Annotated in this window: 25 protein-coding genes; 4 read left to right on the plus strand and 21 right to left on the minus strand. The window is 38.5% G+C overall.

Annotated features, from left to right (window positions below; translation table 11 throughout):
• Nucleotides 1-9 precede the first annotated feature (9 nt).
• The 21 genes from NSS92_RS19300 to NSS92_RS19400 all read right to left on the minus strand — a co-directional run bounded on the left by NSS92_RS19300 (nt 10) and on the right by NSS92_RS19400 (nt 11579).
• Entirely contained in the window at nt 10-234 is a 225-nt protein-coding gene (locus tag NSS92_RS19300; RefSeq protein ID WP_340870380.1) for a hypothetical protein, read from the minus strand.
• Between the two features lie 32 nt (nt 235-266).
• Nucleotides 267-470, minus strand: a complete 204-nt coding sequence (locus tag NSS92_RS19305) for an XtrA/YqaO family protein (protein WP_034282417.1) — start codon at nt 468-470, stop codon at nt 267-269.
• A 73-nt stretch (nt 471-543) separates the two neighbouring features.
• Nucleotides 544-825 carry a hypothetical protein gene (locus NSS92_RS19310; protein ID WP_340870382.1) on the minus strand — a complete coding sequence of 94 codons (282 nt, stop codon included), beginning with the start codon at nt 823-825 and terminating at the stop codon, nt 544-546.
• Between the two features lie 287 nt (nt 826-1112).
• Nucleotides 1113-1814, minus strand: a complete 702-nt coding sequence (locus tag NSS92_RS19315; protein ID WP_340870384.1) for a hypothetical protein — start codon at nt 1812-1814, stop codon at nt 1113-1115.
• Nucleotides 1815-1832: 18 nt separating this feature from the next.
• Nucleotides 1833-2324, minus strand: a complete 492-nt coding sequence (locus NSS92_RS19320) for a hypothetical protein (protein ID WP_340870387.1) — start codon at nt 2322-2324, stop codon at nt 1833-1835.
• On the minus strand, nt 2321-2980 hold the full coding sequence (locus tag NSS92_RS19325) for a hypothetical protein (RefSeq protein ID WP_340870388.1): 660 nt from the start codon (nt 2978-2980) through the stop codon (nt 2321-2323). The genes NSS92_RS19320 and NSS92_RS19325 overlap by 4 nt, the downstream gene beginning before the upstream one ends.
• Nucleotides 2977-3174, minus strand: coding sequence for a hypothetical protein (locus NSS92_RS19330; protein ID WP_340870390.1), 198 nt, complete (start codon nt 3172-3174; stop codon nt 2977-2979). Before NSS92_RS19330 ends, NSS92_RS19325 begins: the two co-directional genes overlap by 4 nt.
• A 14-nt stretch (nt 3175-3188) precedes the next feature.
• Nucleotides 3189-4481, minus strand: coding sequence for a replicative DNA helicase (gene dnaB / locus NSS92_RS19335; protein ID WP_340870392.1), 1293 nt, complete (start codon nt 4479-4481; stop codon nt 3189-3191).
• Nucleotides 4453-4740, minus strand: a complete 288-nt coding sequence (locus NSS92_RS19340) for a replicative helicase loader/inhibitor (protein ID WP_340870396.1) — start codon at nt 4738-4740, stop codon at nt 4453-4455. The genes dnaB and NSS92_RS19340 overlap by 29 nt, the downstream gene beginning before the upstream one ends.
• A 2-nt stretch (nt 4741-4742) precedes the next feature.
• A complete protein-coding gene (locus NSS92_RS19345; RefSeq protein ID WP_340870397.1) occupies nt 4743-5546 on the minus strand; it encodes a hypothetical protein in 804 nt (267 codons plus the stop codon).
• A 201-nt stretch (nt 5547-5747) separates the two neighbouring features.
• The gene (locus NSS92_RS19350; protein WP_340870399.1) at nt 5748-6452 is read right to left on the minus strand and encodes an MBL fold metallo-hydrolase; all 705 of its coding nucleotides are present in this window, start codon (nt 6450-6452) and stop codon (nt 5748-5750) included.
• Entirely contained in the window at nt 6449-7366 is a 918-nt protein-coding gene (locus NSS92_RS19355) for a recombinase RecT (protein WP_340870402.1), read from the minus strand. Before NSS92_RS19355 ends, NSS92_RS19350 begins: the two co-directional genes overlap by 4 nt.
• A complete protein-coding gene (locus tag NSS92_RS19360; protein ID WP_340870404.1) occupies nt 7359-9323 on the minus strand; it encodes an AAA family ATPase in 1965 nt (654 codons plus the stop codon). Before NSS92_RS19360 ends, NSS92_RS19355 begins: the two co-directional genes overlap by 8 nt.
• A complete protein-coding gene (locus NSS92_RS19365; RefSeq protein ID WP_099681651.1) occupies nt 9316-9591 on the minus strand; it encodes a hypothetical protein in 276 nt (91 codons plus the stop codon). Before NSS92_RS19365 ends, NSS92_RS19360 begins: the two co-directional genes overlap by 8 nt.
• Before the next feature lie 101 nt (nt 9592-9692).
• The gene (locus tag NSS92_RS19370) at nt 9693-9911 is read right to left on the minus strand and encodes a YqaI family protein (RefSeq protein ID WP_099681652.1); all 219 of its coding nucleotides are present in this window, start codon (nt 9909-9911) and stop codon (nt 9693-9695) included.
• Nucleotides 9908-10102, minus strand: coding sequence for a hypothetical protein (locus tag NSS92_RS19375; RefSeq protein ID WP_340870410.1), 195 nt, complete (start codon nt 10100-10102; stop codon nt 9908-9910). The genes NSS92_RS19370 and NSS92_RS19375 overlap by 4 nt, the downstream gene beginning before the upstream one ends.
• Nucleotides 10103-10278: 176 nt before the next feature.
• A complete protein-coding gene (locus tag NSS92_RS19380; protein ID WP_187442205.1) occupies nt 10279-10455 on the minus strand; it encodes a hypothetical protein in 177 nt (58 codons plus the stop codon).
• Nucleotides 10456-10731 carry a hypothetical protein gene (locus tag NSS92_RS19385; protein ID WP_340870417.1) on the minus strand — a complete coding sequence of 92 codons (276 nt, stop codon included), beginning with the start codon at nt 10729-10731 and terminating at the stop codon, nt 10456-10458.
• 2 nt (nt 10732-10733) lie between these two features.
• Complete coding sequence (locus tag NSS92_RS19390; protein ID WP_234879704.1) at nt 10734-10979, minus strand: helix-turn-helix domain-containing protein; 246 nt, start codon at nt 10977-10979, stop codon at nt 10734-10736.
• 108 nt (nt 10980-11087) lie between these two features.
• Complete coding sequence (locus tag NSS92_RS19395; protein WP_340870420.1) at nt 11088-11285, minus strand: helix-turn-helix domain-containing protein; 198 nt, start codon at nt 11283-11285, stop codon at nt 11088-11090.
• Nucleotides 11286-11339: 54 nt separating this feature from the next.
• A complete protein-coding gene (locus tag NSS92_RS19400) occupies nt 11340-11579 on the minus strand; it encodes a helix-turn-helix domain-containing protein (RefSeq protein ID WP_003213298.1) in 240 nt (79 codons plus the stop codon).
• Nucleotides 11580-11700: 121 nt separating this feature from the next.
• Between NSS92_RS19400 and NSS92_RS19405 the strand changes: the two genes are divergently transcribed.
• The 4 genes from NSS92_RS19405 (at nt 11701) to NSS92_RS19420 (ending at nt 14637) form a co-directional block, all read left to right on the plus strand.
• On the plus strand, nt 11701-12120 hold the full coding sequence (locus NSS92_RS19405; protein WP_340870422.1) for a helix-turn-helix domain-containing protein: 420 nt from the start codon (nt 11701-11703) through the stop codon (nt 12118-12120).
• An 18-nt stretch (nt 12121-12138) separates the two neighbouring features.
• Nucleotides 12139-12789, plus strand: coding sequence for a hypothetical protein (locus NSS92_RS19410; protein ID WP_340870424.1), 651 nt, complete (start codon nt 12139-12141; stop codon nt 12787-12789).
• A gap of 77 nt (nt 12790-12866) precedes the next feature.
• Complete coding sequence (locus NSS92_RS19415) at nt 12867-13361, plus strand: ImmA/IrrE family metallo-endopeptidase (RefSeq protein WP_340870426.1); 495 nt, start codon at nt 12867-12869, stop codon at nt 13359-13361.
• Nucleotides 13354-14637 carry a tyrosine-type recombinase/integrase gene (locus tag NSS92_RS19420; RefSeq protein WP_165379112.1) on the plus strand — a complete coding sequence of 428 codons (1284 nt, stop codon included), beginning with the start codon at nt 13354-13356 and terminating at the stop codon, nt 14635-14637. The genes NSS92_RS19415 and NSS92_RS19420 overlap by 8 nt, the downstream gene beginning before the upstream one ends.
• The last annotated feature ends 98 nt before the right edge of the window (nt 14638-14735 follow it).

The raw sequence follows: 14735 nt of genomic DNA on the forward strand, positions 1-14735 counted from the left end.
CCTTCAAGATCATGCCACGATTTCCCATGGCAACCGCTCAACCTTTTTCATACTTCCGGCGCAACCGACTCGACCGATATTACGGCGTGCTGCTTGATAGGAAGGGTACGTGTCATGCTCACTCCATTTATCATCTGTTAGCATCTCAGATCGCCAATAGGCAACGTATCCGCTCGCTGTATTGACGATACAAAATTCAGCATCCGGAGATTTTGAATACCAGATTTCTTTCATTTTGACTGCCTCCCTGCAGGAGGAAACTCCTGCTATTTTATTTTGTGTGAACTCGAATAATTTAAGTTTGTGAATTGGCCGTCACGTGTAGTGATTTCCGTTTTCCCGTAAATAGGTGCTTCAGCTAAAAACGCTTCGTTGGAATGGCCATCTAGGATGATGACTTTAACTTCTCCTTTTTCAAAAAGCTGATTAATTGAGATGTTAGAGTCTATATGTTTGTAAGGATTATTCATGCGCACAAGGCCTCCCATGTTATAATGAATTGTCGAGATTCATTAGAGCCGGAGCCTTGTGCTTTGGTTCTTTTTATTTGCCCTGGAGAGCTTGCAAATCACGTATACACATTCTAAATAGGTGTTCGTCCTTTATGTCTAAAGACAAATTAATCAGATCCTTTAAGCCAGCTTCAGTGACCGCCACACCTAAGTTTTTAACCCAATGTTTAGGAACAGCCGTATATTTTCCTTTAGTTGTCTTAACTAAAATCTCACCTTCAGAGATTTTCACGACGTAACCAGATATATGAAACATTCTGCGATCAACTTCACCCAAAGCTTCCACCCAATCGCCTTCTACAATCTGTTTCATTTCCTGAAGCTCCTTCCGCACTTCGAGCAGTAAGGACCATTGAAAACCCGCGTGCTAAATTCCAACCAATAACCTCGTTGCACTGAAACTATGTTTCTACATTTGAAGCAGAAGAAGTGTTTATGTTTGAAGAAAAACTTGATTTTATTAATCATCTGACAAGCCTCCATCCTTTCTTAATCCTACTGACTAGTTCATATTTTTTAAGTGGTTCATAGAGGTGGACGTGCTGTCCATCCTCTTCGCGATAAAGCAAGAACCACCGTTTTGATCGTTTGCGTGCCATCTTATGCAGCCCCGTCTTCCTCATCTTTTTGATCATCTTTAGGAAGATCATATTCATCTGAAACGCTATCCTCTGAACCCTTTTCACCTTCAGCTGCTTCTTCTTCAGCATTTTCCTTTTGCAACGGTTCAGCTTCGTTGGCTTGATCCTGCTTCCAGTCCCACCATTTTTCAGCAAGCGGGGCAACTGCTGCTCGGTAGTCATTGATCAGATCAACAACGGTGCCGGATGACATCTCAAGCTCTGTGGCCAACTTGCGATATGATTCACCTTCAATACGTCGCTTCGCGATCTCTGCCATATTCTCAGGGAAACCTTCCTGTTGTGGAGCCATACCTTCAACGATGAATTGATCCACCACTTCACGCTTAATCTCCATCGGTTTTTCTTCGATTTTTGGTTTTTCTGCAGGTAAGCCCAATTCAGCTTCTAACTGTTCCGGCTCAGGATCAGCTATGTGAACCACGCCGCTCTTATCCACTTGATAATTTACAATTGGTCGTTCGGTGTTTGCGTTGATCTGCACGTTATAGCGGACAATATCGCTCTCAATTTCAACACGCACATCGTTGTCGATCATTTCAGCTAGATTTTGAATACTGTTTCCTAGCTCCTTGGTGGAGATTTCAAGCACCAATTCAGTGACACCTTTAGGCTTGTGATTCACTTTTTTAACGAAACCATCAAAATTTATAAAAGACATATTTGTTCCTCCTGGTAATTAAGAAATTTTTTTCAAAGCCTCTTGTTGATACTTTGTTAAATCTACTTTTGTTTTTAATGAACGAGCTATTTGAGCCAAGACGAATGCGTCTATCACGTTGTCACTTTTATGTTCAAATCCCCAACGTTTATAAACAGGTACAGGTATTTGATCTTTTTTAACGTTTCCTTTTCCTGTTGCGAACTTCTTCAAAGTGGTTGGAGGAACGTCAACATAATCTATTTTTTTGTTTATAAGCCTCGCTCTTATTAACCAACCAATGCCGTATTGAGTGTCTACTGACGATCCTTTAGAACCGTAAGAAAACCCTTCAATACATACAAAGTCAGTTGGTTCTATTAAATTTATTATTTGGCTGGCCAAGTCCATAAAGCGTTGCGGATCTTCTTCTACAACCGAGGTGATTTCTTTGGTAAGAATTACATTTCCTATTGCATCTTGAATCACGAGCCCTGTTTTCGTTGAAGGATCAATCCCGACAAATCTCATTGTTCTTTCCCTCCTAAAACATAACGACTAGTCGCATGGTACAAGTACCCTTCTTCATCTTCATGATCCCAACCGTTTTTCATATCAGCAGGCATGATTTTCACCTTTGTTTCACAGTTGTCACATGCGGTGTATCTAAAGCCCTTATAAACCTGCTTGTCCTCTTTCAATCCACACTCAGGGCATTGAAATTTAGTCTTCCATTTCATGCGGTCAGGTTCTGGATTTTCCTTTTGAACTAGAGCTATGCTTTTGACTTGATCCATCAAGCTTACGTGTTCCCCGATGCTCGCATTCAAAGTCCGTTCATTATTCAAAAGAGCAGTTGATCTTGGTCTCGTTCTCTTTGGTTCTGTTGCTTTTGAAGGAGCAGGAGTAGCTTTCTTTTCATCCTTTGATTTAGAAACATCTTGGTTTTCTTGAAACCGTTTGATTTGACTGGTTACGATATCGGTATGAATTGGTTCTTCCGTCCTTTTCACAGAGGGCGGAGCGACTCGTCCAGCACTTTGACTTGTATTGATATTTAGTGGTCCTCCATGCATGTATGCAGCCAGTTGCATGATCAGACGATTGCAATCTGCAGCTTTGTAATTATCTGCTTCAAAATTCACTTCTTTGCCAGAAGTGCTGTCTTTGATTTGTAATTTAATCACTCTGCTTCCTCCTCAATCTCCATCCTGGCATTGTAAGTCTCAATGTTGTTCCCTCGCTCACCCTTGGCTGAAATGACTAGCATTTCGAGGTCATAGAGAGATTTATCAGCGAGACTTTCATTCTCCGGTTTATATCCGATGCGCTTCAGTTCATTGAGAAGGAACTGTTTGCGCTGATTGCTATTGATTGACATGTTCATTCCTCATTTCACATCGCGGCTTCCATTTGCCGCGATAGATTTACAAACTTTCCATACTCTTTCACGAATACTGCGTTTATTGTTCCTGTTGATCCATTCCGTTGTTTTGCAAAAATGATTTCAACAATGTTTTTAGCTTCGCTTTGTTTGTTGTAGTAATCATCACGATAAAGAAAGGTCACGATATCGGCATCCTGCTCGATACTCCCTGAATCTCGCAGATCAGACATCATAGGTCGTTTATCATTTCGATTTTCTACGCCGCGAGAAAGCTGGGATAACAAGATGATCGGAACGTTGAAACTTCTAGCCATATTTTTAAGTTCTCTCGTGATCTCACCAACCTCATGGTTTTTGCTCTCAGCTTTACCAATCGGAGTGATAAGCTGAAGATAATCAATGATGACTAAATGATCTTGATCAGGATGATCTTTCTTTGTCTTACGGATTTTAGAGCGAATGTCTGCGACGGTTTGAGTGGGGTGATCATGAATATAAATGTCTAATTTTTCGTATTCACCCATAGCTTTGTTGGCTCTATCATAATCATCCTCGCTGAAATATCTCTTTGGATTCCTCCACTTCGTGCCTTCAATACTCCCTATGCTGCTTAACATTCGGTGTGTTAATTGTGTATCAGACATTTCTAGCGAAAATACGTCCGTTACTCCGCCATTTAGCGCGTTATTATAGCCAAGGTTAAGAGCGAATGCTGTTTTACCCATCGATGGACGAGCAGCCACAATAATCAAATCACTCTTTTGCCAACCGCCTGTCATGGCATTAAGATCCGCAAGACCCGTGTTGACTCCAGTTAGATCACCATGATCTTCTTCCATGCTCATGAAAATCTCGGTTAATACATCCATTTTCGTGCGAGTCTCTTTTACACCAACCTCTTGAGCTTCAATTGTTTTTTGATAAAGCTCAGTGATGCCCTCATCAGTAGGAGAACTGGCAAATGCTAAAGCAGCACTCTGCACATCTCTAAGTCTAAAAGCCTCGTAAATTAATGTTTCATAGGTTTCAAATGAATGAGTAGATGGAACAGCACTTGCTAGGTTAGTTAAGTATTCAAATCCACCAACTTCATTTAATGTGTCCCTCATAGATGCAGCGATATTGGCCATTTCAACAGGCTTACCTAGCTTGTCCACTTCCCTCATCGCTTCAAAAATTTGCTTGTGACGCTTTTCAGCAAAATGCTTAGACTCTAGGGCTGTTTCCTTGATTAGATCGCCTTCAAGGATTATGCAGCCCAATAAAAACTGTTCAGCCTCTACGTTTCGCAAATTTTGCATTCTTTTCCCACTCTTTCTGCTTCGCTAAGAATTCATTTTGCTCTGGTTGATGTACTTGTATCTCCGCAATAGCAGGAGGGAAACGTTTTTCAGCAATATGCTGATCGATCTTTTTTAAAACAGGTTCATATGGCAGTGCAGTTAGATGCTCAAGCCAAAGTCTTATTCTTTCTTTTCCGATCTCATCTGTAGAGAGTTCGAACCTCGGATACGCAGCTGCTATCCTGGTTAAGATGCTCATCGCTTGTTCTTCAGTCATGCTCATCCTCCTCCAAATTTAATGCCTTTTTCTTTGGCGTATTGAGCTAATGCTGATAAGTTGTCTTGTTGTTTCTTAGGTTTAAATTCAGATATGTTGCTAGGTTGATTGTTTTTGGCATGCCATCGATCAAGAATGCCCTTCTCCAGGTAAGAAAACGATTTAATGCCGTCCGCTCTATGTCTTGGTCGGTATTGATCGAATATCTCGTCGATCCACTTCATTATGTCTTCAAGGGGTATCTTCTCCTGAATGATCCTCTCAATGGCTTGAGCATCATTAGGAGTGATCATCAATCCACCTTTTCGAGACAAGTATTTATCTTCGATTTGTCGGAAAGGAGAATCATTTCCTACTGGCGATCTCTCTTCTTCCTCTTCTTTATTTCTTAAGTTCTTTACATTCTTGTTTGTGTCTGCAATCGGTCTATGATCGGTCTGCTCGTGGTCTGCTTGCGGTCTAACTTTGGTTTCTTTTTCTTGATAAACACTGTAATTACAAATGGTTATGGTGGTTTTCTTGCGGTCTGATTTTTTAATAATCATCTCGTCGTTTTCGAGAAGTTTCAGAAAGTTTCTTGTCTTGGCTTTCCCCCACTTCCACCGATCCATTAGTTTCAATTCTGAGGTGATTAAACTTCCTTCAGGAACATGAATTATTTCCAGTCCTAGCTTCACCTTTGCATCTTTATGATTTGCCATCATTAAAAGGTCGAGCCATGCCTCATATCTTGAAAAAGTTCTTTCTTCTTCATAGAGCCAGTGATTTCTAATTGCTCTATGTAGTTTTATCCATCCAGTAGACAAACAAATTCCTCCTTCCCAACTATTTGCTTTTGAATCTACAAATAGCGTATTTACCTTCAATTTTTACTACTTCGAGATGCGGTTCATACTTGGCCATATACGTGCTTATGTACATGGCCAATACCTTTTTCCGCATGTCTGGAGCTACTGATCTGGCCATCGTAATAAAACAATAGGGATAAGCTGTTTTAAAAAGATCGCTCATTTTGCTACATAGACAACCTTTCCTGTTTGTTTTGCTATTTCTTCTTTAAACAACCGCTCATCACTGTTTGTGTCAGATAGGTGCAACAACCATATTTCCTGCACTTTTGACAAGTCGTTTGCAGCAAGGAATGTCTTTACATTCTCAAGGCTGAAATGCGACTGGATGAGCCGGTTACGCATGCTTTTATGGATGCTCCCATTGTCGATATTTGCATCCAAGATCGCTTCAGAGTAATTGCACTCAACCATGATGTGCGTGAGTCCAGGAAACTTATATTTGATGTAATAGGTGTCAGTGGCAAAGAGCAGCTTGTCTCCGTCCTCATTAGCCAATAGGAAGCCATATGGCTCTGATACGTCGTGTTGCACATCAAAGGGCATAATAAGCCACGTGCCGATCCTAACCGCCTGTCGAGCTTTTACAAGATTGATTCTGTGGTGATTTTCCACTCCAAGAGCTTTTGCCGTTCCATGAGACATATAACAATCGATTCCTGCACGCAGAACATCTTTTAAAGCCTTGCAATGATCACCATGCTCATGAGTGATGAGGCAACCAGCGAAGCTCATCTTAAAATCAAAAGCACGTTGCATCTCTTTAAAGGTGATACCACACTCCAAAAGGAGCGGGGTTTTACCATCAGTCACCCGATAGCAATTCCCCTTACTACTTGATGAGACAGCGTTTATTTCAATCAAAATGGTGGTTCCTCATTCAATGCAGACGGCTTTAAATCATGTTCATTTGATGGTTTTGGCTCAGGTTCTTCACGCTGCTTTATTTCAGGTGTTTCTTGATGCTGTTCTGAGTCTTCAGGTTCATTGAAACCAACATCAATAATTTCTGAATTAGCATTCTCGCTAATCTCTTTTTTCACTTCATCCGGGGTAACATCCACCCGATCGTTGTCATACTCATTTTCAGTAGAATTATTAATTGCTTGGACAAGGAGATCACTGTCATCGCTAGTGTTTATAAAATTCTTCGCTGCACGATTGATAACGGTTCTTTTGGCCATTTCCTGTGGAAACTTATTCTGAACGCCTTTTGTTTTTGCTTGGCTCCAGGAAGTTTCAATTTCTTTTTTTGTCATGACGGTTAGCAGTTCCATATCATCAATGGTCTTCACTACTGCATAAGCCCCGATGATCGGCTTATCTCTGTTCTCAAACTTCGTTTCATGCTTGATAAGTTTTTCCCGACCTCCATCAATCTCATAATCAAATACATCGCCTTCAAAGATCACGTTTGCCCATATATCCTTAACATTGGTCAAGCGTTTCAAGACTGCTTGTGTACCAAAATATGAACGATTTAGTTGTAATTGCTTTCCGTATGGAATGAAGTAACATTGTGTTTTTGCAGGGCTTAAACCTTGTACCACCATATCCAATAATGAATTAGCAATAGATTCACGAGAGCAACTTTCTAATGCAGGTCTTCCATCTTTATCCTTCAGATCTTGAAGTTTAAAAAATGCACTCTTTAATGCATTGCTAGCATTATAGTTAGATGGAAGAACCAATCCTTCATCTTTTAACCTGCTTAAACTATTGTTCACATCATCTGTAATATTTTTTTGTAAATGTGCCAATTGATTCTGATTACTCATTCGTATCCTCCTCATTTGTTATCACTCGAAGCTCCTTGTCTTGCCTAGAAACGATCAAGCTAATAACTTGAGCATTCACATCGATTAGATTCGTGACCGCCTCGCTGTTATCAACGAAGATCGGCGCAGAAATACCATAATGCTCATTTAACGTATTAATGATGTCTAAACCGACATTAATACGTGCCGCATTGTTTAGGCCTTTAGAGTAAGGCACACCTTCATACAGCGTTTCGCATGTTTCTGTTAAACCGCCGTTGACTTGCTCTTCAAAGAGCTTGAAGCGGGCATACTTGAATTTGCTGTTTATCCGTTCTTCCATAAGGTTCATCTTGGTTCTGATGAACTCTTCAATCAGGAATGACTCTTGCTCGACCTCATTGTAGTCATCAGCCATTTTACGTTCTTCATCTTTTAGCTCTTCAATCCGTTTCAGAGCTTGTTTGGCTTTATCAATGCAAAGTAGATCATTAAGAACCAATTTCATTTCTTGCTTTTTTTCCTTGATCTGCTCATTAATCGTTTGAACAGCTCCACTTGTCTCCTGCTCATCTGACTGGATCTCGTTATTGATCTTTTCGAGCTCCTCTATCTTGGCTAGATACAATGGATTTTCGGAAAGCGGAGCAATGGACGCTTCAGCTTGCTCCATATCTTCTTTCAGTTTTTCTACAGCTGAAGCCTTAAATTTCTCTTCCAAATTCAACTTTTGAATTTGCTCGTCAACTTCATACAACTCATTTGCCTTATTTTCATATTCAATTCCTAATTTTTTCCCCTTATCGACTATTCGCTCTAGGGCTTCACTTTTTTGTAAATTGAATTTCTCAATAGCAGCTTGAATTTTTTCTTCCGGCAATGCTTGTCCACATGTTGGACAATCTGTTTGATGATCCTCAAACGATTCTTCATACTTTTTAGACCATTCTTCTCGTAACTCCAAACGTTCTTTATCTATTTGAGAGAGAAAAGATGTTAAGTGCTTCTTCTTCGTGATCAAGTTAATGAGATCATTTTGGGTTTGAGTAAGACTGTTTTTCTCTAGGTAGTAGGCTTCTTTCTTTTTGTTAATGACCTCAAACCGTTGAGAGTCATGTTCGTTTTTGATTTGCTGTAGCTCACCTTCGAGTTGAAGCATGCGTTTCTTACGATCTGCACCTTCATCTGCTTTGATAGAGCGAACTTTCTCTTCCAATGCCATAAGTGATGACTCCAGAGCTTTTAGCTCTTCTTTCAGTTGTTCATGGTCAAGATCACTGACATCATCAATAGAGCGGTTGATTTCATCTATCCTTACCGGATATTGCTCTAGGTTCTTAGTGATCTTTTTACGTTTTTCAGTAAGAATGCGCTTTTGCTCATCCAGACTTTTTCCATCTAAGATGGATTGAAGCTTTGACAATGAATTGTTTTCTGAAATAACGTCCTCATCAGTCACAGCACCACCGATCTCCATGAGAACGTTTAGGCGATCCTGCCACTTCATTTGTTCGTTGAAATAACTTGGGGACGTAATGAGTTTGAAAATATTCTCAGAGATGATCTCATTGACCTTCTCTGTAAACTCTTTTTTCTTAACCGGCACGTCATTGACGTAGTAGTCAGTCGTATGGCCAGAAAAGACTTGCTTTGCTGATCCCCGTTTCTTGGTCCATTTCTCTGAATAGACCTTTTTCAGCTCAACTGACTTTCCATCAATTAGCAAGACAGCCGATACCTCATGATCAACGCCGCTTACCGCTTTGTTATCTTTTGAGAGCGTCTTGATCTCAAAGTCTTTTTTGTTTTGGCTGTCTTTATCAAAGAGCAGCCAGATGAAAGCGTCAAACAACGTTGTTTTGCCTGTAGCGTTATCACCATAGACTTTTGCACTGGCTCCACATGTTTCAAGAGTGAAAGATTTTACACCCTTGAAGTTTGAAAGATGGAGTTCTGATAATATGATTGTCTTATTCAATACTCTCACTACCTTCTTTTGAATTTCTTTCAAGGTAGGCAAAACCATCGCTTGTTAGAAAAGCTCCAAAGTAAGGGAGTTGATCTACTCCTGTTAATTGAGCAACACTAGGATCATGCTTTTCCAATTCATCACCTGTAATAATTTTGATGAATGATGGATCAAAAGACTGAACCTCTCTTAACAAACGTGCCTCCATGTAGCCCCATATCGTTGCACCCGAACCGATTCTTCTCATAATTTCCAAATGCCTATCAGTGAGTTTCATATCAATGCCTCCATTGATTTACAGTGCCAACCTGCTATAATAGGGGTTGACACTTTATTCTGTAATTTTTGGGAAAGGTTCACTTGTGGGAGTGAACCTTTTTATTTTGTGTTCACAAAGGTAAAATCGAGCTGTTCCTTCAAGTAACGATTCAAATTATCCAGGAGAATCTTTTCCCCAACATTCTCATCAATGACGTATTCGTCATTAGAGAAGATCTCATCCCCGAAGTAATCAGTTCCTACAACATCAACAACTTCGACGCCCTTTGGGTATCCAGTAGCATTTATTTGAGTGATCATTGGATGTTCAATGTTCATGCTATTACTCCTACCTTTCTTCGGATCGCATCAGCAGTGAGCTTTTTATATTCTTCATACGACTCTTGATTCGGGAAAAAGAAAATAGGTTCCCCATGAAAAGTAATCACAATTAATCCTCCAACTTTCGTTAAACGGACTTGATCTTCACGTTTTTCTGAAAAGGGTTGAATTACAGGTTTTTCTCTCATCGATTCGTCCTCCTATGATTTATTGATGCTTATTCGCATCGTCCGACTGCGGATGGTGTTCAATTGGAATGGATGGGTGTGTGTGCATCGGCCATCCGCTAGCCGGACGACAAGAATAATACTTGTCGTGCTCTTTAAAGAGCGATATAATAAATTCGATCATTTCGATATTCGATTTAAGCAGTGAGTGTAGGAGCTTGCTGCTTTTTTCTTTGTTCTAAACCTAAACGAGCTTTGACCTGCAATTCAGCTTTAGCCAATGCAATTTCGCCTTCCTCGCTGAATCGCTCATTGCATACCTCAATAACTTCCTTTGCTTTCATTAAGCGACTTGCTACGAATACAAATTTCATTTAAATCAACCCTTTCATTTTGTTTTTTAGTGATTTTGGATATGTTACTGGCCTAATCTTTGCAGCTGCCTTCAACAATTTCACCGTTGATTGTTTTTCATATTGCTGAATTTGCTTTATTGATTTTTCAATGTCTTTGTGAATCTCTAGTGCTTGTGCTGTATTTTTGTTTTTTAATGCATCCATTAAATTTTCTTGTAAAACCTCGATGCAAATCATTTCTCTTGTTATTCCGTCGTTATCAATGCTTTTGAAAATCGAATTTCGTTTCTTCATCTTCATCCTCCAAACAAAGCCATAATGGCTGTAATTTGCTGTGTGACAGCCAGCGGATCAATGCCGCATAATGTTGCAATCATTGCTTCCTTTGCATTAGTTGCTTCCATCCACCTGACGTATGTAGGAACATCAAGCATCTTTTGATCATTCTCGATCTTTGAGATGCAACTGCGAGATCGGCTAAGCATTTCCGCAAGCTTCTCTTGGGAAATGCCTGCCTGCAATCGCGCTTTACGAAGCACCACACCCAACTTCACAACCTCCCCACCCCCTTTCACTGTTCCTATCTGGAACATGTTCCGAATTGGAACAGCAAATCTCATAAATCCGCTGTATTCTAAGGTGGTAAATTCTTAATCATTCACTGGCTGAAAGTTGGTTTCCATTTGTGACATTTGCCATTCTTCTAGAACTTCTCGTGTAAAGAAAATTCTTTTCCTTACTCGGAAGAATGGTATTTGCCGCTCTTTCACCATTGTGTAAACCGTGTCATGATGGACTCCAAGAAAATCAGCCGTTTCTTGAACACTCATAGTTGATTTTTTGGGCATTTTGAGAACCTCCTTCAGAATTTGTAAACCATAAGAACCGCAAAAATCATTTTATTAACCGGTATTCTCTTTTTCATTTTGTAACTCTTGTGTACCACTCGACTCAAAAAAAATATCCCTTGGATCTTTATTTAAAACACTTGCAATTCTCAGCATAGTGAAACCAGATGGCTCTTGTCCATGAAGCTCAATTTTCGTAATGTTTGCGCGAGACATTTCAGTTCTTCTTGCCAATTCAGATATTGACATTCCAACACCTTTTCTGATCTCACGTAATCTGTTAGTGAAAACCATGTGTTACACCTCCTTGAACAAATAGTAACACAAGGTTTACAGTAGTGTCAATCATGATTTACACATTTTCTGTTTTAAAGAATTTAAATATAATGTAAACTACGTATTACAGGTGATGCTAATGTCCAAACTTGGAGAATATTTGATAAAAGCAAGAGGAAAAATGTCTCAAAGAGAAGCTGCCAAACGAATTGGCATAAGCCATACCTATCTTGGGAAAATTGAAAACGGAAAAGACCCAAGGACAGGTAAAGAAATCAAACCAACTCCAGAAACACTAAAATTAATTTCTAAAGCATACCAATGTGATTATGAAAAATTAATGATCATAGCTGGTTACATCGATGAGAATGAGACAAGTAATTCTGAAACTCCTAAACTCACTGAGCATCAAAGAAAGATTTATGAGTGGGCAAAATCCCATGACGGATTATTCTTCGATAGTAAGCCAGAAGATGTGGAAGAATTAATTGAAGAATTTGAAGTGGTATACGAGTTGTTTAAAAAGAGAAAAGCGAGAGAGAAAAAACAGAACAAATGATTCCTTTAGGGGGCAATTATGAGGAAGAAATCAATGTTTGTAATTTGCCTATCATTGCTCGTTTTCTTAGCTGGATGTAACTCAACTAAGACAACGGATGAACCTTCGGCAAACTCACAAGAAAAAGTTTCAGAGAAAAAGCAAAAAGAAACTAATGAAGAACAGAAAAATGACAGTTACAAAGATGATGAAACAGGAGAATTATTTAATTACTTAAAAAGCCAAGAAGAAATTGAATCACAGAAAATGGGCCCGCTTAATATAAATTTTGAACATGTCAACATAATGAAGTTGTCAAATATTCCTGATGATCGCCTAAGTGACTATCAAAGTTTAACGGATATTGATTTAACAAACCCTTTTCATTTTATTGATATTAAATTTTCTGTAGAGAATACAGATAAAGAAACTATCAATTTTTCTGGTATTAGTCATTTAATTTTAGACACTAAAGAACAGATTAAGGTCAGTAGTAATAACCTTTATACTGACACTGAACAATATGATATGAAACTTTTTGGTAATGCGAAAAGAGATTATCAAATTGCTGTACCTATAGAATCTGATGTTTCTAAAATAAAAAGCGTTAGAATTGTGATGAGTGCACCATTTGACGAAAATTTGGATAGCGTTTCCGAACCAAAAGAATTAACAGTTAATTTAAAATAAATGCTCAATAAGAGTATTTATTTTTACCCAAAAACAGAACACTAGTTCCCAAAACTAATTTGAAGGAGCTTATTAAATTGAAATATACCTATACTCATTTAGAAGATAACGTTAATAGACTATATGCAGAAATGAAAATCTTAAATCCTTCTGAACAATCCATTGATACTATTTCTGAAAAATTAGGGATTGAAGTTTGTTATAAAGAAATTTCATCAAGAGCCATAATTAATCAGGATATCCAAATTATTATCTTAGATAAGAGATTGAATAAAAGCATTAGATGGGAAAAGTTTTGTCATGAAGTTGGCCACATTCTTTTTCATAAGGGAAATCAACTTATGATGCCCGATTCATTTAGGTTATATCAAGAATGGAAGTCGAATAATTTTATGTACCATTTTGCAGTACCAACATTTATGTTGAGATCAGTAAATATACCTGTAGACCCTGACCAAGCAATTCAATTTTTAACTAAAACTTTTAAAGTTACTCCATCATTTGCGAAGCATCGATTAAACCTTTACAATCAAAAAGTTTTTTCTCAGACAAGGAGCGTTTTATATGGCTAGCATTGAAAAAAGAGGAAGTAATTCTTTTAGATTAGTTGTTGAAACTGGATATGATGCTAATGGAAAAAGGTTAAGAAAATATAAAACTATTCGTATAGAAGATCATAAACTGTTAAAAACAAAAAGAAAATTACAGGAGTACCTCTCTGATCAGCTTTATCAGTTCAAGATGGAAGTCAATTCTGGAGAATACATAGAACCTGAAAAATTAACATTTGAATCTTTTATCGCTAAGTGGAAAGAAAAAAAGCTCTATCAAAAGAGCGGAAAACCGTATTCTCTGACAACATCAGACGTTTATTGGCGTCACTTAAAAAATCATATCCTCCCCGTTTTTGGACATATGAGGATAGAACGAATAAAGAGTTTACATATCGTAGACTTTTTAGATGATTTATCAAAGGATGGTGCGAGAAAAGATGGTAAGCCAGGGGGGTTAGGAGAAAGAACAATATTAGATATTTTTAAATTACTACAGGTGGTTTTTAAAACCGCAGCTGAAGAATGGAAGATTATCAAGATTGATCCAATGAAGGGATTGCCCTTGCCAATTAACGAGAAGAAGGAAATGAACTATTTTGAAGCTGATGAAGCTGCTCAATGTATTAAGATTCTATATGAAGAAGTTGATATTAAATGGAGACTTTATTTCTTAGCAGCGATGATAGGAGGATTGAGACGAGGCGAAGGTCTAGCGCTTGAATGGCATTTAGACGTGGATTGGGATGCTGGTGGATTTAGAATAAACCGATCTCTTTCAAAGACCATTCAAGGTAAACCGCATGTGAAAGACCCTAAGTCAAAAAGTTCAAAACGATTTGTTCAGATGCCAGATTGGTATATGAATGAATTGTCTCTATACTATCATATGTGGAAAAGAGAGAAGGAAAAGCTAAAAGATGCCTGGGAGGGTGGAGATCATCAATACATCTTTCATAGTGGGTTTGGAAAGCCTTATTACTTTACAACACCAACGACCAAATGGAATCGAATTACACAAAAGTATAGAATAAAAAATATCCGTTTACATGATTTGCGTCACACTATGGTTGCTTTATTGATGGAAGCCGGTGAGAGCATAAGTGCTATTCAAAGACGTGCAGGACACGCTAGCGCCCGAACAACATCTGATATATATGGCCATGTAACAGATGAAATGAAAAAGAGTGCAGCGAATCACTTTAACAAGTTTGATCCTAAACATCTGAGAAACACAAATTCAGAGATAGGAAATTTCCGTCCCCAAGTCGTCCCCAAGGTTAAAAATAATGCATAATACAAAATTGAAAGATTTCTCATCAAAAATAAAAAAATAGCCTTCCCCCTTGTATTCTAAGGGGGAATTAAATATAATAATATTTGTTGAAACATCCT

It is taken from the genome of Bacillus sp. FSL M8-0166 (assembly GCF_038008825.1).
In the GTDB taxonomy this organism is placed as follows: Bacteria; Bacillota; Bacilli; order Bacillales; family Bacillaceae; genus Bacillus; species Bacillus safensis.